Below are 20,167 nucleotides of genomic sequence, written 5' to 3'. Positions count from 1 at the left end.
GTTCGCTTCGCTCATGCCTCCAGTCTGCCCACGCGATGCCGGAATGCGTCCTCCGGCGGACGGATTTCGCGCGGCCCGCCGTGGGTGTCAGCTGTCCTTGATCTCGCAGATGACGGCCCCGGCGGAGACGGTCTGGCCGACCTCGGCGGACAATCCGGTGAGCGTCCCGGCCTTGTGCGCCGCGATCGGCTGCTCCATCTTCATGGCCTCCAGGACGACGACGGTGTCCCCGGCCGCGACCGTCGCGCCCTCGGCGACGACGATCTTGACGATGGTGCCCTGCATGGGGCTGACGAGGGAGTCTCCGGACGCCTGCGCGCCGCCGCCCTTCTTCGCGCCGCGCCGCCGCGCGGGCTGCGCCGTCCCGGCGTCCCCGCCCGGCCGGGCGCCCAGGCCCGCGGGCAGGACGACCTCGATGCGCCGCCCGCCGACCTCGACGGTCACGCGCTCCCGCTCCCCGGGCTCGGCCTCTTCTCCTGCGGCGGGCGTCTCGTACGGCGGGATCTGGTTGTCGAACTCGGTCTCGATCCACCGGGTGTGGACGGAGAACGGCGTCGCGTCGCCGGCGGGGACGAACGCCGGGTCGTCCAGGACGGCGCGGTGGAACGGCAGCACGGTCGGCATCCCGTCGATCACGAACTCGGCCAGCGCGCGGCGCGCCCGCTCGACGGCCTGCCGCCGTGTCGCGCCCGTCACGATCAGCTTGGCGATCAGCGAGTCGAACGCCTGCGGGACGGTCTGCCCCGCGCCGTAGCCGGTGTCGAGGCGGACGCCTGGGCCGGTCGGCGGCTCCCAGGCGGTGAGCGTCCCGACGGCGGGCAGGAACCCGCGGCCCGCGTCCTCGGCGTTCAGCCGGAACTCGATCGAGTGGCCGCGCAGCTCGGGGTCGCCGTAGCCGAGTTCCTCGCCGTCGGCGATGCGGAACATCTCCCGGACGAGGTCCACCCCGGCGACCTCTTCGGTGACGGGGTGCTCGACCTGGAGGCGGGTGTTGACCTCAAGGAAGGAGATCGTCCCGTCCTGGCCGACGAGGAATTCGCACGTTCCCGCACCGACGTACCCGGCCTCTTTGAGGATGGCCTTGGACGAGCTGTACAGCAGCTCGACCTGCTCGTCCGACAGGTACGGCGCCGGGGCCTCCTCCACGAGCTTCTGGTGCCGCCGCTGGAGCGAGCAGTCGCGGGTCGACACGACGACCACGTTGCCGTGCTGGTCGGCGAGGCACTGCGTCTCCACATGGCGCGGCTTGTCGAGGTACCGCTCCACGAAGCACTCGCCGCGCCCGAACGCGCCGATCGCCTCGCGGACGGCGGACTCGTACATGTCGGGGACCTCGTCCAGCGTCCGCGCCACCTTCAGGCCGCGCCCGCCGCCGCCGTACGCGGCCTTGATCGCGATCGGCAGGCCGTGCTCCTCGGCGAACGCGACGACCTCGTCCGCACCCGACACCGGGTCCTTGGTCCCGGCGACCAGCGGCGCGCCGACCTTCTGCGCGATGTGCCGGGCCTGGACCTTGTCGCCCAGCGCGATGATCGCGGCGGGCGGCGGGCCGATCCAGGTGAGCCCGGCGTCCTGCACGGCCCTGGCGAAGTCGGCGTTCTCGGCGAGGAACCCGTAGCCGGGGTGGACGGCGTCCGCGCCCGAGTCGGCGGCGACCTTCAGCAGCTTCTCGATGCTCAGATAGCTGTCGGCGGCGGTCTGCCCGCCGAGGGTGAACGCCTCGTCGGCGACCCGCACGTGCAGCGCGTCCAGATCGGGCTCCGCGTACACCGCGACGCTCGCCAACCCGGCATCGCGGCAGGCACGGGCTATACGGACCGCGATCTCACCGCGGTTGGCGATCAGGACCTTGCGCACGTGGGTCTCCTCCCTCACAACCTCACGCAGTCTAGATAATCGCCGTTCGCGGGCTTCGCGAGCCCCTCCCACATCGGCTCCTTTTCCCAGAAAGCAGAAGATGTCGGCAGAAATAGACCGGTACCGGAGGATCCTCGTAAGAATCATCTCCGTCTCAGTCAGCGAACCCGTGCCCACCGGTACGGCGTATGAGAGGAGTGGCCGTGGCCAAGAAGGAGTCGACCGGCGGGGCGGGGAGCGCTCGGCCCGAGCTGAGGGCGCCGCGCAAGGGGACCGCGATCGTCACGGCCGTCCTGCTCGTCGTCGTGGGCATCCCGCTGCTCAGCGCGCTGTTCGGCGGCTACGAGCGGACGAGCGGCGGTGAGATCGCCGTGATCCGCAACGGCGGGTTCTTCGACAACAACAAGATCCGGCAGGTCATCGACCCCGGATCGGGCCGGGTCTGGATCGGCCTGTACTCGCAGACCCACAAGTACCCCGCCCAGCAGCGCTTCTACACGATCACCTCGGACGCGAAGAAGAGCGACAGGACCGGTGTGGACGTCGTCACCGTGCCCAGCTCGGACGGCGTCAACATGGGCCTGGAGGGGACGCTGTACTTCACCCTCACCCAGGACCACGAGGCACTCAAGAATTTCGATGACAAGTACGGCACCCGCAAGTTCCGCGGCGTGGACGGCGAGATGCGCAACGTCTACGACGGCGACGACGGCTGGTCCGCGTTCCTCGACCAGATCGTCCGGCCGGTGATCGACAACGACCTGCGCAGCCAGATCAACAGCTTCCGGTGCTCCGAGCTGGTCTCGTCCTGCGCGCTCGTGCAGAACGCCGGCAGCCAGCCGAGGAACGGGTCGGCCACGGGGCAGGCGCAGAGCAACAACGCCAACATCGCCAAGGTGCAGAACGCGATCAACACCAGCCTCGCCACGGACCTGGAGCAGACGCTCGGCGGCAAGTTCTTCACCAACATCCACTTCAACCTGGTCCGGGTCACGCTGCCGACCCGGGTGCAGGAAGCGGTGGATCGCGCGCAGGCCGCGTTCGCCCAGGTCAGCGAGGCGCAGGCGAAGGTCGCCACGGCGCGGGCCGAGGCCGCGGCCAACCAGGCCCGCCAGGACGGCTACAACAAGTGCCCGACCTGCGCGAGGATCGAGGAACTGAAGGCGCTCCCGCAGGGCATCACCGTCTACGCGCCCGGCAACCCGAACGGCTCGCTCCTGCGGGGCCGGTGACGGTGCAGGGGCCCGTCATGGTGCAGAGGAGGCGGACGTGCGATTCGTGATCGTGCTGGTGGCGCTGGCGGTGGTGGCCGTGGCGGTCGTCCTGCTGCTGTACGCGTTCGCCGGGCGCAGCTCCGCGGGCCGGGCCCGGCTGGAGCGGGACGCCCGGTGGGAGACGCACACCGAGTCGTCCGGCGGCGTCACAACGGTCGTCGTCCGGCAGGTGTCCCGCAACGCCGCCGGGGACGTGCTCGCCGAGGTCGCCCGCCAGACGGTCGCGTCCATCCCGGACGGCGACCCGGATTGGGAGACCCGTTACCACGAGGCGATGGCACAGGCCAGGTCGCGCGTCGCCGCACTGGAGATCGAGACCGGCTGACCCGGCGGACGACCGGACGGCCCCATTTCCGGAATGGCGGCCGCGATCGGGGGCCATGAAATCCCCTTGACGAGCAGTAATTATGGGCGTCACGAGGTGTGCGTGGCCACATCCGGACACGCGTTCGGGGGACGAAAGCCCCCCGAACGCAGGCCGATCCGTCATCCGGCACTGGATCAAGGTGATCGGCTGGGCGTAGGCTGTCGCCATTCTTTCGGCGCCGCCTGGAAACGTTCCAGCGTTGCGAGACGAAAGGTCGGGGCACCTTCGCATGCCCTGGCAACGATCGAGGCCTGCGCCGGTCGACGCCTCCACGGACCGCGGGTCCCGGCCCATCCCCCCGAGGCCGGGACCCGCACCCGCCAGCCCGTCCCGAGCCCCCGCGCGATCAGTCGGTGCCGGCCGGGGGCGGAAGTGCCACCTGGATCTGGGTGGTGGCGCCCATCGCGACGAACAGGCCGCGCCCGGTGGGGCCGCCGAGCGGGGCGTTGCGGGGCAGGGTCAGGCCGAAGAGGGCGCCGTCGTCCGGGGAGTCGACCGACAGCAGGACGCCGGAGCGGGAGCGGCGCGCCTCGGAGAGGAAGCCGCGGCGGCCGGTGCCCAGGTCGGCGGTGGTGCCGCCGATGACCACGGCGTGCGCGCCGTCGCGGGCGGTGCGTATGACGTCGCGGAGGGCGTCGTCCAAGGCGGTCCGGTCGAGGAGTTCGGCGTCGTCCACGACCACGGCGAAACGGTGCTCGTCGCCGATCGCGGCGAGGAGATCGGCGGTGCCGGAACCCGACGTCAGCAGGCCGAGAACGCCCGGATGCCCCGACAGCAGCCGCAGCGGCGACCGGCGGGGCGTGACCAGCACGACGGGCACGAGACCGCCGCCGACCGCGGGGTCGAGGAGCGAGTGCACGATCGTCCGGAGCGTGGTGGAGCGCCCGGAGCGGGCCGGGCCCGCGACGGTGAAGCCCGGACCTTCGCCGCGCAGGTCGACGCCCACGGGCGCGAGGGTGTCGCCGCCGACGCCGACCAGCGCCCACAGCGCGGACGGGGCCAGGAACTCGCGATCGAGGGACATCGCCTCGCGGTAGGTGACGCGGTCGGGCAGCTCGTCCACGCGCAGCGGGCGGCGGCGGCGCGGCAGGCGGCCGTAGCGGGACACGCAGGTGCGGGCGATCTCCTGGAGCGCGGCGGCCTGCGCGGCGCCGGACGGGTCGTCCCCCAGCAGCGCGATCTGCGACTCGTGCGGCGCGGCTCCCGGCTCCGCCGGTTCGAGGGCGCGGCCGGGCGGCATCGCGGCGGGGACCCGCCGGTCGCCGAGGCCGCCGTAGCCGTAGTCGTCCGGGTCGTCCATGCGGAGGAGGAGGCGGCGGGCGAAGGCGGCCGAGATCTGCCCGCCCAGGCCGGAGCGGTCGCCGGTGACGACGGCGCGCAGGCCCACGGCGGCGCCGTCGTCCAGGAGCCGGATCGTCCGGTCGACGAGGCGGCCCTGGTCGTGGTGCTCGAACGCGTCGAGGAACCCCTCCCAGCCGTCGAGGAGCAGGACCATCCAGGGGAGGCGGTCGGTGGCGGCGACGGAGGCGCGCTGCTCGGCGAGCGACGCGAAACCCGCCTCGGCGAGGATGTTCCGGCGGCGCTCGATCTCGGCGGTGAGCGCGGTGAGGAGCCGTTCGCAGCGGTCGAGGTCGTCGCGGGCGACGACCGCGCCGCAGTGCGGGAGCGAGGTCAGCGGGAGCAGCGCGTTCGCGCCGCAGTCGATGGCGTACAGGTGCGCGTCGTAGGGGGAGCAGGCGGCGGCGAGGGACCCGGCGATGGTCCGCAGCGCGGTGGAGCGGCCCGACCGGGCAGACCCGGCGATGTACAGGTGGCCGCCGGACGCGAGATCCAGCGCGAGGTCTTCGCGGGACTGGACGGCGGGCAGGTCGGTCACGCCGAACGGGATCGGCGGGACGTCCACGACGGAGCCGCCCGCGGCGTTCCGGGTCGTCAGCGTGAGCTGGTCCGGCAGCGGGTTCAGCCAGGGCGACGGGTCCCGGCCGATGCCCGCGCGGCGGGCGGCCTCGTCGATCGCCTGGACGAGCACGCCGAGGTCGGTGGCGTCGTCGTCCGCTCCCGGGAGGGCCTTGCGGGGGTCGGGCAGCGGGTGGCCGAGACTCTGCCAGGGCAGCGGGACGACGGTGGCCCCGCCCCCTGTGGACCCGGCCCTCGGATGGCGGCCCCCGACCTGCGCCACCTGCACGGAAGGCGGCGCCGAATCGCCGGAGCGGATGTAGCAGCGGCCGGGCGTGGACTTGGAGATGTGCGCGGCGCCCGGTGAACCGAGGATCTCGGTGGATTCGGCCGGGGTGGCGACGCGGAGCGCGATCCGGAGGCCGGTGGTGTCGCGGATGCCGTCGGTGACGGCCCCGGCGGGATGCCGGGTGGCGAGCACCAGGTGGACGCCGAGGGGGCGCCCGCGCCGCCCGACGTCGAGCAGCCCGGACACGAAGGCGGGGATCTCGGCGAGCTCGTCCACGACCAGCACGAGGCGCGGCACGGGCGGCAGATCGGGCCTTCCGGGACGCAGGCCGTCGTAGGCGTCGATGTCCTTGGCGCCCGCGTCGAGCAGGACGTCCTCGCGGTGGCGGAGTTCGGCGGCGAGCGCCTCCAGGGTGCGTTCGGCGGTGTGGTCGTCCAGGCCGGTGACGACGCCGACCGTGTGGGGGAGGCGGGCGCATTCCCGGAACCGCGCGGCGTCCTCGGCACCGATCAGGACGAACGCCATCTCGTCCGGCCGGTTCGCGACGGCCAGGGACGCGACGAGCGTGCGCAGCAGCTCGGACGTGCCCGCCCCGGCGGTGCCCGCGACGAGGGCGTGCGGCCCGTCCGCGCGCAGGTCGATCTCGGGGGGGCGGCGTGCGGCGCCGGCGCCGATGGGGACGCGTGCCGTCCGTCCTCCCGAGCGCGTCCACGACCGCAGGACGTGGTCGGCGGTGGGCTCCGGCATGTCGAGGACGTCCAGCAGCCGCACCTCCGCCGGAATCGGATCACCGGCGGCCTGGCGCGGCGCGTCCCGGACGGGGGCCAGCGCCCGCGCCACCCGGTCGGTCCAGGTGGGGGAGACCTGGTCGGCCAGGACGGGGAAGTCGTATCCCGGGCCCCGGAAACGGACGGTCGCGGGGCGCTGCGGGTCGCACACGGCGGCGGCGCGGCACTCCTCGGGGAGCAGGCGTTCCTCGTCGTCCACGCAGATGCCGTAGAGGCCGAACTCGGCGCCGCGCGACAGCAGCATCGGCATGCCGGGGATGCGGCGGAGGGTGCGCGCCCCGTCCAGCACGATCAGGATGTTGTAGGGGATCGGTTCGGCCTGGGCGGCGGCGCGGCGCCGTTCGGTGAGGCGGATCGCCAGCTCGGTGACGCGGCGCGCGGCCGATTCGGGGTCGGTGCCGACGAGCGCGACACAGTCCTCGCCCTCGCGGGGCACGCAGTGCGGCAGCCACCGCACCCAGTTCCACTCCTCCCCGGCGTCCCGGTCGGCGGACAGGACGACGATGGCCAGGTCACGGGGGCTGTGCAGCGCGGCGGCCTGCGCGACCAGCCACCGGGCCAGCGCCCGGGACGCCCGCCGCGGCCCCGCCACCCCGACGACGCCCGACTCGGTCAGCGGCACCGTCACCGGCACCATCCGCGCGGTCACGGACGGAATCCGCTCATTGTGGGGGGACGACCCCCCACGCCCCCCGGTTCGCTGTCGCTCATGAATTGCGGTGTCGCCGGTGAGATCGATACGGGCCGGTAGGTCGGCGAGGCCGATCCGCAGTTGCAGGACGTCGGGGTCGCCGGGGCGGCGCTCCCACAGCCGCCGCCGGGGCCCGGTCGCGGTGAGCAGCACCTCGGCCGGGTCGGGATGCAGGGCGCGCCGTTCGGCCTCGTCCTCGCGGCGCAGCCGCTCCAGCTCGGCGTCGAACTCGGCGGACCTGCGCTCGAACTCCTTCGAGGACCTGCGCCCGAACACCCGGAGCCGATCCAGCGGCCCCTGCTCGGGAGACTGCGGGACGTGCAGCGTCCTGACGTGGCGCACGGGGGCGGCGCGGGGCGGCCGGTCGAACGCGAGGCCGCCCTCCGGCAGGGGCTCCAGGTGCGCGTCGGGTGCGGTGCTCGGCCCTAGCGCCAGGACGCTGGACCCCACCCGCAGCAGCCCGCCCACCGGCCACATCGTCTTCGCGGCGAGCGGCGTCCCGTCGAGGGCGGCGGCGCCGCGCATCGTCAGCTCGGACGCCTCCACCTCGACGGTCTCCCGCCCGACCGTGAGCCGCAGGGAGCGCGCCGGCACGGACGGATCGTCCAGCGCGACGTCCACGTCCCGGCCGGACCCGATCGTGCTGACCCCGATGCCGAGCCGGTGCACCGACCCGGCCGCCGGGCCGCCGACGACGCGCACCTCGACCAGCCCGGTCGGCTCGGCGACCACGGTGGCGGCCGCGCCGCGGCGCTCCACCGCGACGACCGCGCCGTCCCGCAGCTCCTTGACGGCGAGGGCCTGCGGGTCGAGCATCCGCCCGTCCATCCACAGGGCCCGCCACGGCCGCCCCGACCGCCCGCCGACGTCCGCGACCTGCGGTGCCCGGACGTCGAGGAGGGCGGTGAGCGACTGGGCGACGGCGTCCACGGTGGCCTCGTCGCCGACGTCCATCACGACATCGCGCGGCCCTGCGCCGGTGAGTGCCGTGAACGAGATCCGCATCCGAGTTACCCCTCCGACGCCCGCGGGACAGGGGCTCAGCTTAATTACCCGCGGGCGTCCGCTCGCGGTGCGCGGCGATGATCGTTTTGAGGGCGTCGTCCAGCGGGGTGGGCGCCATGCCGAACGTGGACTCGAAGGCGGAGGAGTCGACGATGTAGGGCCTGTCGAACTGGTATCGGGTTTCCCGCAGCTCCTTCAGCATCGGCGAGAACAGGCCGAGCGCGTTGAAGACGGGCCGCGGCACCTCGTGGACGCGCGGGGCCGGGGCACCGGCGATCTCGCACAGCCGCTCGGCGACCGCGAGCGTCGAGACGGCCGGGCCGGTCGGGACGTGCCAGGCCCGTCCCCAGGCGCGCTCGTCCGTCCCGGCGATGGCGAGGGCCTCGGCGACGTCCGGCAGGTACGTCCACGCGTGCGGGACGGACGGGTCGCTGAAGTACGGCACCCGCTTGCCCGCCAGCAGCGGCTTCACGAACCGCTCCTCGCCGACGTAGGCCTGGTCGGTGCTCCCGGGCCCGTAGTAGTCGGACCCGCGCAGCTCGGTCACCCGGGCGCGGCCCGCCTGGTGCGCGGCGAGCGCGTCCCGCCACATCTTGACGCGCACCCGCCCCTTGGTCCCGGTCGTGGCGAGCGGGAGGTCTTCGGTCATGGGGCCGTCGACCGGCCCGTATCCGTACAGGCAGCTCAGCGTCACCAGGACGGCGCCGGTGGCCTCGGCCGTGCCCAGGAGGGACGACGCCATCGGCGGCCAGTCCTGTGTCCAGCGGTGATAGCGGGGGTTGACGCAGTTGTAGAGCGCGTCCGCGCCCTTGGCGATCTCGGTCAGCCGGGCCTGGTCGGCGACGTCGGCGGCGACCTTCCGGACGCCGTCCGGCCCCGAGCCGGACCGGGTCACGACGGTGACGTCGTGCCCGCGCCCGGCGAGCCGACCCGCCAGGTGCGCGCCGACCTGCCCAGCTCCGACGATCACGTGCTTGCCCATGGTTCGCTCCCTTGTGTTCGGTGCTCTGCTTCGAGAGCAATGCTCTCGCTTTAGAGCGGTGATGTCAAGAGCAGTGCTCTCGTTTCGGTGCGACGCTCTGCTAGCATCGGCGCATGAGCGCAGGTCGTACGGCACGGGAACGGGTCCGGGCGGAGCTGATCCGCGAGATCACGGAGACCGCCAGACGGCAGCTGGCCGTCGAGGGCGCGGCCGGGCTGTCGCTGCGCGCGGTCGCCCGCGAGATGGGCATGGTGTCCTCGGCGATCTACCGGTACGTCGCAAGCCGCGACGACCTGCTCACCGCGCTGATCATCGACGGCTACAACGCGATCGGCGAGGCGGTCGAGCGCGCCGACGCCCGCTCCGTCAAGGCCGACGCCGACGACTTCAGCGGACGATGGCTCGCCGTGTGCAGGGCCGTCCGGGACTGGGCCCTCGCCCACCCGCACGAGTACGCCCTGCTCTACGGGTCACCCGTCCCCGGCTACCAGGCCCCGGAGGACACCGTCACCGCCGCCGTCCGCGACACGGTCGTCTTCGCCCGCATCCTCACCGAGGCGCACGCCGCCGGGGCCGTCGACCCGGACGGCGGGGCGCCGCCGGGAAGCCCGCCGTATCCGCCCCCGCCGCCCTCGATCGCGGAGGGGCTGGACCGCGTGCGCGTCATCGTCCACATGGACGTCCCCGACGACGTGATCGCGCGCGCCCTCACCGCCTGGGCGGGCCTCTACGGGACGGTCAGCTTCGAGGTCTTCGGCCAGTACGACAACCTGATCGACGAACCGGCACGCGCCGGCTACTTCGACCACACCATGTCGCTCCTCGGACGCCTCATCGGCCTGAAACCCTGACCTGCGGGCGTTCCAGGGCCGTCCACAATGGGGTCAGTGACGGAAGTGACTGATGGTAAGAACCCAAGTGACCGAAGACTCCGCAGGTCACCGCTATATGCCGCAGCACGTTGCGGTACACGTTCACCGAATCCATTGACGTGACCTTGCCGCCCCCGCAAGCATGGATCGCTCGGTGATGCGCGGGCCCCGTGAGACGGGGTCCAGCGGGAGGGCGGAAGGGAGCGCGTGGAGGCTCGATGACCGGAGCGAAGCGAGGATCTTCGAGCCGACCTCTCGGGGGTCTGGGGGTCGCCCCCCAGAAGGGCAGAGCGCGATGAAGTCCAACCAGGCGACCATCTCCGGCGGTGCGGCGGCGGGGCTCGGTGGCAGCGGGCTCGGCACGTCCGGCGGGCAGCGGCTCCCCTCGTCCCCGCGCGAACGCAAACCGGCGCTGGCGGCGCTCGCGCTGCTGCTCATCCTCGGCGGCGCCCTCGCCAGCGCGTACCTGGTGATGGCGAGCGGCGAGCGCGTGTCGGCGATCCGGATCGCCCAGCCGGTCGCGGCCGGGCAGCCGATCCCGGCGAGCGCGCTCGAAGAGGTCCAGGTCGGCGACACCGGCATCCAGTACCTCGCCTGGACGGAACGGGCGAAGGTGACCCGCCACATCGCGGCCGTCCCGCTGGTCAGGGGCGCGCTGCTGACCAACGGCATGATCAGCCCGGCGGACGCCCCGTCGAGCGGACGCCTGATCGTCGGCCTCGCGCTGAAGCCGGGCCAGTTCCCCTCCGGCGGCGGCGACGCCGGTGTCAGCGTCGGCAGGCACGTCATGCTCTACGCGGTCGGCGGCGCGACGAACGGCGGGCCGCGTCCAGGAACGGTCCTGTCCCAGGACGCGATCGTCGTCGGCATGAGCGGCGAGGACGGCGGCAGCGGCGGCCTCGGCGGCGCCCGGCTGCGCTCCGAGCAGACGATCGTGAGCGTCGCCGTCCCGCCCTCGGACGCGCCGCTGGTCACGCAGGCCGCCTCCGCCGGGACGATCGCGCTCGCGCTGATCCCCGCCGGGTCGAACGCCCCGCCTCCCGTCGCGCCCGCGCCCGCGAAGCCCGGGCAGCAGCAGACCCCGCCCTCGGGCGGCGGCCAGACCCCCGGCGGAACGGAGAGCCCCGGCGGCACCGTGCCCGTCCCCCAGGGCGGCGGCGCGCAGGGACCAGGCACGGGCGGTAACTGACGGTGGCACTCATCGCGCTCGCTGCCGACAAGGGGGCGCCGGGCGTCACGACGGCCGCCGTCGCCCTCGGCGCCGTGTGGCCGCGTCCCGTGCTGGTCGCCGAGTGCGACCAGGCGGGCGGCGACCTCGTGTACCGGCTGCCCGTCGCGGCCCCGGACGACGGCGCCGGCGACGGCGGGATGCTCAACCCGTCCCGCGGGCTGCTCAGCCTCGCCGCCACCGCCCGCCGCGGGCTGCGGCCCGACCAGATCGCCGAGCACTGCCAGCGGCTCGTCGGCGGCCTCGACGTGCTCGTCGGGATCACCAACGCCGAGCAGGCGCAGGCGATGACCTGGCTGTGGGGCCCGCTCGGCCGCGCGTTCGCCGGCCTCGCGCCCGTCGACGTGATCGCCGACTGCGGGCGGCTCGGCGCGGACACCCCGCTGCTCGGCCTGATGCACGAGGCCGACCTGGTCGTGCTGCTCACCCGCGCCACCCTGGAGCAGGTCGCGCACCTGCGCGAACGCGTCGCGGCGCTGACGGCGGAGCTGCGCGGCGGCCCGCCCATCGGGGTGCTCGTCCTCGCCGACCCGCGCGACTTCCGCGGCTCGATCGCCGAGGTCGACCGCATCCTCGCGGGCGCCAGGCACCGCGGCACCGCCCACGACCCGGCGCAGGGCCCGCCGCCGCCCGACGTGACCGTCCTCGGCGGCCTCGCCCTCGACCCCAAGGGCGCCGAGCTGCTCTCCGGCCGCTGGGGCGGGCGGCTGGACCGTTCGCTGCTGATCCGCTCCGCCCGCGAGGTCGCGGGCGATCTCGTCGGCCGCATCCCGTCGGCCGGCAGGCCGTTAGCCCTGCCGCCGCCGCCAGCGCAGGCCGCACCATCCGCGCCCGCGGCACCACCCGCCCAGCCACAGCCACAGCCACAAATACCGTCACCGGCACCGGCCGAAGGGAGGCGTTAGATGGACCACGGTCTCGTCAAACGGCTCCGGCAGGAGGTCGGCGACCGCCTCGCGCGGCAGCGCCGCCTGGACGCCTCGAACGCGCTGCCGCCGATGTCCGGGGAGGACGAGCGGCAGTTCGCCCGCGCGCTCATCGGCCAGGTGCTGGAGGAGTTCGCGCGCGGCGAGATCACCTCCGGGCGCCGCCCGCCGAACGCCGAAGAGGAGGAGGCGCTCGCCGCCGGGGTGCACGCCGCGCTGTTCGGCGTCGGCCGCCTCCAGCCCCTCCTCGAAGACCCCGAGGTCGAGAACATCGACGTCAACGGCTGCGACCGGGTGTTCATCGGTTACGCCGACGGCCGCGAGGTGATGGGCGAGCCCGTCGCGGAGAGCGACGAGGAGCTGGTCGAGCTGATCCAGATCCTCGCCGCCTACAGCGGCCTGTCGTCGCGCCCGTTCGACACCGCGAACCCGCAGCTCGACCTGCGGCTGCCGGACGGCTCCCGGCTCTCCGCGATCATGGACGTGACGGTCCGTCCCGCGCTGTCGATCCGGCGCGCCAGGCTCGGCAAGGTGTTCCTCGCCGACCTGGTCGGCAACGGCACGTTCTCGCAGGAGATCGGGCACTTCTTCCGCGCCGCCGTGCTCGCCCGCAAGAACATCATGATCGCCGGGGCGACCAACGCGGGGAAGACGACGCTGCTGCGCGCCGTCGCCAACGAGATCCCGGCGCACGAGCGGCTCATCACCGTCGAGCGGGCCCTGGAGCTCGGCCTGGACGCCTTCCCCGAGCTGCACCCGAACTGCGTCGCGTTCGAGCAGCGGCTGCCGAACTCCGAGGGGCAGGGCGCGATCACGATGGCGGAGCTGGTCCGCCGGTCGTTGCGGATGAACCCGTCCCGGGTGATCGTCGGCGAGGTGCTCGGCGACGAGATCGTCACGATGCTGAACGCGATGACGCAGGGCAACGACGGGTCGCTGTCCACCATCCACGCGAACTCGTCGGTCGAGGTGTTCAACCGCATCGCCACCTACGCGATCCAGTCGGACGAGCGGCTGCCGGTCGAGGCGACCCACATGCTGATCGCGGGCGCGATCGACTTCGTCGTGTTCATCGAGAAGCGCAACGACTACGCCTCCGGCGGGCGGCTGCGCCGGTACGTGTCCAGCGTCCGGGAGGTCACCGGCGTGGACGGCCGGGTGCTGTCGTCGGAGGTGTTCGCGCTCGGGTCCGCCGGGTACGCGGTGCCGTCCGCGCCGATCTCGTGCATCGCCGACCTCGCCCAGCACGGCTACGACCCGTCCGCCGGAGCCTGGTGATGTACACGCCGGACGTGCTGCTCGCGATCGTCGCGGGCGCGGTGGCGGGCGGCGGGCTGATCCTGCTGGTCGCGGCGCTGCGCGGGATGCCGGTGCGGTCGGGCCCGGTCCGCGGGCGCAGCCGCGAGGACCTCGTCCGGACGTTCACGACCCGCACCGCCGTAGCCGTCATCGTCGGCGTGGTCGTGCTGATCGTGACGCGCTGGCCGATCGCCGCCGCCGGGACCGGCGCGCTCGTCCTCGCCTGGAACGGCCTCGCGGGCGGCGCCGCCGAGGAGCGCAGGTCGATGGCGCGCCTGGAGGGCCTTGCTGCCTGGACGGAGTCGCTCCGCGACACCATCGCCGGGGCCGTCGGCCTCGAACAGGCCATCCCCGCCTCGCAGCGCGCCGCCGCGCCCGCGCTGCAGCAGCCGCTGCGCAACCTCGTCGACCGGCTGCACACCCGCGTCCCGATGCCGGACGCGCTGCGCCGCTTCGCCGACGACCTGAACGACCCGTCCGCCGACCTGGTGATCGCCGCGCTGATCCTGAACTCCAAGCTCCGCGGCCCCGGCCTGCGCGACATGCTCAGCGCGCTCGCGAACTCCGCCCGCGCCGAGCTGGACATGCGGCGCCGTGTCGAGGCCGACCGCCGCTCCACCCGGCGCAGCGTCCGGATCGTCGTCGCCGTCTCCGTCGGGACGGCCCTCGCCCTCGCCGTGTTCAACCACTCCTACGTCGAGCCGTACGACGACCTGCTCGGGCAGCTCGTCCTGTGCATCGTCGTCGCGCTGTACGGGGCCGCGTTCCTGTGGCTGCGGCGGCTGTCGAAGTACGAGCTGCCGGGCCGCTTCCTCAGCGAGCCGCGCGGGACCGGCCAGCCGGGCGTCCCGGGCGAGGTGCCGAGCACGGTCGCCGGCTGGCAGGGCGACGGCGCGGGCCCGCAGGAACTTCCCCTCCGCGGACGCCACACCATGGACGCGGGAGGCGGTGGCACCCCGTGAACGGCCTGAACGCCGCCATGATCGCAGGCGCGGTCGCCGGACTCGGCCTCTACGTCCTCGTCCGGGCGCTGTTCCCGCAGCGTCCCGGACTCGCCGCCCGGATGGCCGCGCTCGACGCCACCCGCCGCCGCCGCGACCTGGAGGAGCAGCAGGCCGGACGGCTCTCCCCGACGCTGGAGAAGGTCGGCGGCGTCCGCGCCAGGATCGGCCGGGAACTGGCGCGGCTCTGCGAGGCGCGCGGCTGGCGGCTGCGCGGCGTCCGCGCAGACCTCGCCATCACCGAGCGGTCGCTGGAGGGGTTCCTCGCGACGAAGTTCCTGCTGCCCGCCGGAGCGCTGCTGTTCATCCCGTTGATCGTCGCGTACTTCACGCTGCTCGGGCTGGGCACGTCCGTCGCCGTCCCGGTCTGGATCTGCGTGCTGTTCGCCGCGATCTTCTTCTTCTTTCCCGACATGCAGCTCCGCCAGGAGGCGCAGGCCCGCAGGCAGGACTTCCGGCACGTCGTCGGCGCGTTCCTCGACCTGGTCTCGATGAACCTGGCGGGCGGGCGCGGCGTCCCCGAGGCCCTGATGACCGCCTCGAACATCGGCGAGGGCTGGGCGATGCACCGCCTCCGCGACGCCCTGTCCAACGCCCGCATCACCGGGCAGACGCCGTGGCAGTCGCTCGGCCGCCTCGGCGAGGAGCTCGACATCGCCGAGCTGCGCGACCTCGCCGGCGCGCTCGCGCTCGTCGCCGACGACGGCGCGCAGATCCGCAAGTCCCTCGCCGCCCGCGCCGCGTCGATGCGCAGCCGCGAGCTGTCGGAGCTGGAGGGCAAGGCGGGCGAGCGCTCCCAGTCGATGCTGGTCGCGCAGCTGTTCCTGTGCGCCGGCTTCCTGATCTTCCTGGCCTACCCGGCCCTGATCCGGGTGCTCGCCTCATGACGCCCGCCCCCGAGATGGCCGACGCCGCCCCCGAGAGTCCCGACACCGCCGAGACGGCCCACTGGAGGTGCCCCGATGAGTCAGCACAACCCTTTCAACGATCCGTTCGTCGCCTATCTGCGCGCGATGGCGAGCGCGCGGCTCGCCCGGCTCCGCTCCGAGGAGGAGCGCAGCAAGGGCGCGTCCGCGATCGAATGGGCGATCATCACCGCGATCCTGGCGCTGCTCGCCATCACGATCGGCGCGGTGATCACCAAGAAGGTCACGGACAAGGCGAACACGATCAACACGGGCTGAGGCGTTTCCTCCGCGACGGGCTCCGCGCCGATGACGGCGTGTCGTCGATGGAGTGGGCGCTGCTCACGCCCCTCCTCATCCTGTTGATGCTCATCGTCGTCCAGTTCGCGATGGTGTTCCACGCCCGCCATGTCGCGCTCGCGGCGGCGCAGTCCGGCGCCCGCGTCGCGCGGACCTCGCCCGTCGGTGGCGGCTGGGAGGGCGCCGCCGCCGCGAAGGCCACGACCGACGCGCGCGCCATCGGCCCCGAACTGCTGGACGGCCTCGACGTCCGGACGGGCGAGGCCGGAGACGAGCGCTGGGTCGAGGTCAGCGGGACGGCGGTGTCCGTCATCCCGTTCATGAAGTTCCATGTCTCGCAACGCTCGCAGGGACCGATCGAATGCTTCCGCCCGGACGTCGGCGACGGCACCGCGTGCGAGCGGGGGGCCGGGCCGTGAGGGCGGCCATGGGACTCCCCGATCGCGGGTCGATGTCCCTGGAGATGGTGCTGGTCACGCCCATCTTCGTCGCGTTCCTGCTCTTCCTCGCCGCCGCCGGCCGCATGGTCGACGCGCAGAGCCAGGTCGACGGAGCCGCACGGGACGCGGTGCGCGCCGCGTCCATCGCCCGCAGCGCCGGGTCCGCGCAGGCCTTCGCCGCCGACACCGCAGCCGCCGGGCTCAGGGGCAGCAAATGGTGCGCCGGAGGCCCGAGCGTCGTGACCGACGTGTCCGACTGGCGCCCCGGCGGCCGGGTCGGCGTGACGATCACCTGCGACGTCGACCTCGGCGACCTGTCCTTCATCGGGCTCCCCGGCACCAAACGCCTCCAGGGCGACGCGATCGCCCCCATAGACACCTTCACGTTCCGCGGCGCGGAACCCGGAGACGGCGAATGAAACGCCTGCTCGCGCGCTTTGACCGCGCCGGACGGGACCGGGGGACGATCGCGCTGTACACGGTCCTGTTCACCCCGATCGTCCTTCTCCTGGCCGGGCTGCTGGTGGACGGCGGCCTCGCCATCCACGCACGCCAGCGCGCCGCCGACATGGCCGAGCAGGCCGCCCGCGCGGGCGCCAACCAGATCGACACCGACGAGCTCCGGCGGACGGGCGAACCCGTCCTCGATCCCGGCCGCGCCCGCGCCGCCGCGTGCGACCTGCTCGCCGCCTACCGCGACGAGGTCACCGCCTCCCAGTGCGACGCCGACGAGGAGGAGGTGGCCGTGACCGTGCAGATCACCGTCCGGCCGCAGCTGCTCGGGATCCTCCCCGGCTTCAGCGAGTTCCAGATGACGTCGGGTGCGACAGCGCATCCCGTGACGGGAGGCCCCGATCCGGGAGGAATCGACCCGTGAGCGGCGGCCCGAACAGACCTACGATGAGTGCGACGTCCAAGCGCACGGCAGGCGGCGACCGGCGAACGGCAGGGGCGCGATGGTGACAAGGCAAGGGCAGCGGCCCCCAGTCAAGGTGAAGCGGCAGCGCAGCGCGGGCGATGTGCTGGCCGGTGTCCTCGCGCTCCTCGCGCTGGCGGTGCTGGTGGCGGGCATCCCGATCGCGCTGCTGACCCTGTTCGGGTCACCGCTGCCGGACGACCTGCCGGCCGCGTCCGACCTGACGAACAGGGTGGGGCCGGGCGCGCTCATCCACATTCTGGTCGCGCTGGTGTGGCTCGCCTGGATCCAGTTCGCGGCGTGCGTGGCCGTCGAGGTGTACGCGGGGGTGCGCGGTGTCGGCGTCCCGGCGCGGGTGCCGCTGGCGGGCGGGACGCAGTCGCTCGTACATCGCCTCGTCGTCGCCGCGCTGCTGCTGTTCTCCGCCACCTCGGTGATCGTGCCCGCGTTCTCGGGCGGCGCCGGGCTGTCGCAGCGGCCCCCGGCGCAGACGCAGGCGCAGGAGTTCCAGCCGCCGCCCCCGCCCGCCGCGCCGCAGGACACGAACATCACCGACCGGTCGGTGACGCCCGTCGCCGAGACCATGATCGACCAGTCGGCCACCACCAAGATCTACCGGGTGCAGCCGCCGGAGGGACGCCACCACGAGAGCCTCTGGGAGATCGCCGAGAAGTGCCTGGGCGAGGGACGCCGGTACAAGGAGATCTTCGCGCTCAACAAGAACCACATCCAGCCGGACGGGACGCGGCTCACCATCGCCAGCCTGATCCGTCCGGGCTGGGTCCTGGAGATGCCATCGGACGCCAAGGGCACGAAGACCATCCCCGCCAAGGACCTCAAGGACTACTACCGCTACGGCCACGCCGTCCCCGACAAGCCCAAGAAGCCGGAACGGCCCGCCACGCCGGAGCGGCCCGTCCAGCCGGAGAAGCCCGCGCAGCCGGAGCAGCCCCGCGAGTCGGCCCCGACCGCCCCGACCACCCCGGCCCCCGACCCGAAACCGCAACAACCGGCCCCGCCCGCGCCGCCCGCGCCGGCCCCGCCGCCAACGACCCAAGCACCGGCCTCACCACCCCCGGCCTCGCAGGCGCCGCCGACCGCGCAACCTCCCGCGCCGGAGCAGCAGCCGCAGCCGCAGCAGTCGCAGCAGCCGGGACCGTCGGGGGAGATGGACGGGACCGCGGGCAACGGCGGCGCGTCGGTCCCCGGCCAGGGCTCCGACCAGCAGCAGGACGAACAGAAGGACGAGCCCGGCGAAGGGCTCGGCATCGGCTGGCCGCACAGCCTCGCGGCGGGCGCGCTGCTCGGCGCCGGGCTGCTGGTCGTGCTCGGACGGCGCCGCCGCGCCCAGATGTGGGACCGCGCGGCCGGGAACATGATCGTCCGCCCGGAGGGTGAGGCGGCGGAGGCGGAGCGGGCGCTGCGGCTCGGCGCCGACGACGACGCGACCCGGCTCCTCGACCTCGGGCTGCGGTTCCTGTCGAAGTCGATGGCGGCGGGCGGCCGCGCGCTGCCGACCGTGTACGGCGTGCACATCGGCGGGTCGCAGAGCCTCGACCTGTGGATCGCGCCCGCCGACAGGAACCCGCCCGCGCCCTGGCAGGCCTACGACGACGGCCAGGTCTGGCGGCTGCACGGCGAAGCGCTCGCCGGGCTCGAGGCGTCCGACCTCGGCGACGTCCTCGCCCCGTACCCCGGCCTGGTGTCGATCGGCACGAACGAGAGCGGCCGGATCCTCGTCGACCTGGAGGCCGCGCACGGGCTGATCGCGCTGCGCGGCCCCGAGGACGTGCGGCGGGCGGCGCTGTCGGCGATCGCGATCGAGCTGGCCACCAACCGCTGGTCCGACCACATGCGGATCACGCTCGTCGGGTTCGGCGCCGAGCTGGGCGAGGGCCTGGCGGAGATCGCGCCGGACCGGGTGCGGTCCGTCTCGACGCTCGCGGACGCGCTGCCGGAACTGGAGGGACGCAGCGAGGAGGTCCGGCAGGCGCTCGCCGCGTCCGGGGTCGACTCGGTCCTCACCGGACGCTGCCGCGGCGTGTTCGGCGAGGCCTGGATGCCGCACTACCTGATCATGGCGGACCAGCCGTCCGAGCGGGACGCGGACCGGCTCGTCGCGCTCGCCCGCACCGGCACCCGCATGGCCGCCGGGTACCTGGTCCCCGGCGACGTGCAGGGCGCCACCTGGACGTGGGACGTCGACGCCACCGGACGCCTCCAGGCGGGCGTGCTCGGCTTCGACGTCGACGCGCAGCTCGTCCCCGACGACGCCTGCCGCCGCGTGTTCCAGCTGTTCCGGGCCGCGAACCGGCTCGACTCCGTCGAGCTGCCCGGCCTGACCGGCGGCCCGGAGCCGCCGACCTCGCAGCAGTCGTCGGTCGACCTCCGGCTGCTCGGCCCGATCGAGGTCGAGGCGCCGGGACCGATGGACGAGAGCCGCCGCGAACTCTGCACCGAGCTGCTCGTCTACCTGGCGGCGCATCCGGAGGGCGTCCACCCGACGGTGCTGTCCGGGGCGATCTGGCCGCGCGGTGTGAGCGCGGCCGTCCGCGACGCCTCCGTGGCGCGCGTGTCGGACTGGCTGGGCCGCGACGCACGCGGCCGCCCGAACCTGTACTACGACGACCGCGGCCGGATCAGGCTCGGCTCGGAGGTCCGCGTCGACCTCGACGTGTTCCGCTGGCTGGTGTGGCGGTCGGCGGCGGAGCCCGCGTCCGAGGCCGCCTACATGGCGTACGCGCTCGACCTCGTCCGCGGCCCGCTGCTCGCCGGGCGCCCGCGCGGCCGGTACGCGTGGCTCGCCGACCACGACCTGGAGTACGAGGCGTCCGCGCGGGTCATCGACGTCGCGCACCGGCTCGTCGTGCTCCGGCTGGACGAGGGCGACGCGCGCGGCGCGGTCAGCGCGGCACGGGCTGGGCTGCGGCTCGCGCCCGAGGACGAGGGCCTGTGGCGCGACCTGCTCCGCGCGACCCACGCCACCGGCGATGTCGCGCAGGTGCAGGTCGTCGTGAACGAGCTGCGCGGACGCATCGCCCGCGACCCGCTCTACGACCGGCTCCAGCCGCAGACGGAAGCGCTGATGGAGGAACTCCTCCCCGAATGGCACGGCGTCAGCACCCGCTGAA

16 protein-coding genes are annotated in these 20,167 nt (G+C 73.8%); 13 read left to right on the top strand and 3 right to left on the bottom strand.

Going from position 1 to position 20,167, the window contains the following annotated elements:
• Positions 1-87: 87 nt before the first annotated feature.
• Positions 88-1,857 (bottom strand): acetyl/propionyl/methylcrotonyl-CoA carboxylase subunit alpha, encoded by a 1,770-nt coding sequence (locus ACH34S_RS04320; protein ID WP_395951042.1) that lies wholly within the window; start codon positions 1,855-1,857, stop codon positions 88-90.
• A gap of 203 nt (positions 1,858-2,060) precedes the next feature.
• Between ACH34S_RS04320 and ACH34S_RS04315 the strand changes: the two genes are divergently transcribed.
• Positions 2,061-3,089 (top strand): SPFH domain-containing protein, encoded by a 1,029-nt coding sequence (locus ACH34S_RS04315; protein ID WP_395951041.1) that lies wholly within the window; start codon positions 2,061-2,063, stop codon positions 3,087-3,089.
• Between the two features lie 37 nt (positions 3,090-3,126).
• Entirely contained in the window at positions 3,127-3,456 is a 330-nt protein-coding gene (locus tag ACH34S_RS04310; protein WP_395951040.1) for a hypothetical protein, read from the top strand.
• A gap of 388 nt (positions 3,457-3,844) precedes the next feature.
• Here the strand turns inward: ACH34S_RS04310 and ACH34S_RS04305 are convergent, their stop codons facing one another.
• Positions 3,845-8,167 (bottom strand): FtsK/SpoIIIE domain-containing protein, encoded by a 4,323-nt coding sequence (locus ACH34S_RS04305; protein ID WP_395951039.1) that lies wholly within the window; start codon positions 8,165-8,167, stop codon positions 3,845-3,847.
• Between the two features lie 40 nt (positions 8,168-8,207).
• Positions 8,208-9,149 (bottom strand): NAD-dependent epimerase/dehydratase family protein, encoded by a 942-nt coding sequence (locus ACH34S_RS04300; RefSeq protein WP_395951038.1) that lies wholly within the window; start codon positions 9,147-9,149, stop codon positions 8,208-8,210.
• A gap of 113 nt (positions 9,150-9,262) precedes the next feature.
• Here ACH34S_RS04300 and ACH34S_RS04295 point away from each other — a divergent pair, with 113 nt between their 5' ends.
• From ACH34S_RS04295 to ACH34S_RS04245, 11 genes are all read left to right on the top strand, one after another.
• The gene (locus tag ACH34S_RS04295) at positions 9,263-10,000 is read left to right on the top strand and encodes a TetR/AcrR family transcriptional regulator (protein ID WP_395951037.1); all 738 of its coding nucleotides are present in this window, start codon (positions 9,263-9,265) and stop codon (positions 9,998-10,000) included.
• 316 nt (positions 10,001-10,316) lie between these two features.
• Positions 10,317-11,210 (top strand): hypothetical protein, encoded by an 894-nt coding sequence (locus ACH34S_RS04290; protein WP_395951036.1) that lies wholly within the window; start codon positions 10,317-10,319, stop codon positions 11,208-11,210.
• Between the two features lie 2 nt (positions 11,211-11,212).
• Positions 11,213-12,154, top strand: coding sequence for a hypothetical protein (locus ACH34S_RS04285; protein ID WP_395951035.1), 942 nt, complete (start codon positions 11,213-11,215; stop codon positions 12,152-12,154).
• Positions 12,155-13,453 (top strand): CpaF family protein, encoded by a 1,299-nt coding sequence (locus tag ACH34S_RS04280; protein WP_395951034.1) that lies wholly within the window; start codon positions 12,155-12,157, stop codon positions 13,451-13,453.
• Complete coding sequence (locus ACH34S_RS04275; protein ID WP_395951033.1) at positions 13,453-14,436, top strand: type II secretion system F family protein; 984 nt, start codon at positions 13,453-13,455, stop codon at positions 14,434-14,436. Before ACH34S_RS04280 ends, ACH34S_RS04275 begins: the two co-directional genes overlap by 1 nt.
• Complete coding sequence (locus tag ACH34S_RS04270) at positions 14,433-15,362, top strand: type II secretion system F family protein (RefSeq protein ID WP_395951032.1); 930 nt, start codon at positions 14,433-14,435, stop codon at positions 15,360-15,362. Before ACH34S_RS04275 ends, ACH34S_RS04270 begins: the two co-directional genes overlap by 4 nt.
• 75 nt (positions 15,363-15,437) lie before the next feature.
• The gene (locus tag ACH34S_RS04265; protein ID WP_131964367.1) at positions 15,438-15,659 is read left to right on the top strand and encodes a Flp family type IVb pilin; all 222 of its coding nucleotides are present in this window, start codon (positions 15,438-15,440) and stop codon (positions 15,657-15,659) included.
• Positions 15,660-15,706: 47 nt separating this feature from the next.
• Complete coding sequence (locus ACH34S_RS04260; protein WP_395951440.1) at positions 15,707-16,099, top strand: TadE/TadG family type IV pilus assembly protein; 393 nt, start codon at positions 15,707-15,709, stop codon at positions 16,097-16,099.
• Between the two features lie 8 nt (positions 16,100-16,107).
• A complete protein-coding gene (locus tag ACH34S_RS04255; protein WP_395951031.1) occupies positions 16,108-16,539 on the top strand; it encodes a TadE family protein in 432 nt (143 codons plus the stop codon).
• Positions 16,536-16,997, top strand: coding sequence for a TadE/TadG family type IV pilus assembly protein (locus tag ACH34S_RS04250; protein ID WP_395951030.1), 462 nt, complete (start codon positions 16,536-16,538; stop codon positions 16,995-16,997). Before ACH34S_RS04255 ends, ACH34S_RS04250 begins: the two co-directional genes overlap by 4 nt.
• 79 nt (positions 16,998-17,076) lie before the next feature.
• Positions 17,077-20,166, top strand: a complete 3,090-nt coding sequence (locus ACH34S_RS04245) for a BTAD domain-containing putative transcriptional regulator (RefSeq protein WP_395951029.1) — start codon at positions 17,077-17,079, stop codon at positions 20,164-20,166.
• Position 20,167 lies beyond the last annotated feature (1 nt).

This window comes from Actinomadura sp. 3N508 (assembly GCF_044326375.1).
Lineage (GTDB): Bacteria > Actinomycetota > Actinomycetes > Streptosporangiales > Streptosporangiaceae > Spirillospora.
The sequence above is the reverse complement of the archived record's forward strand: the minus strand, read 5'-3'. Positions and strand labels throughout refer to the sequence as shown.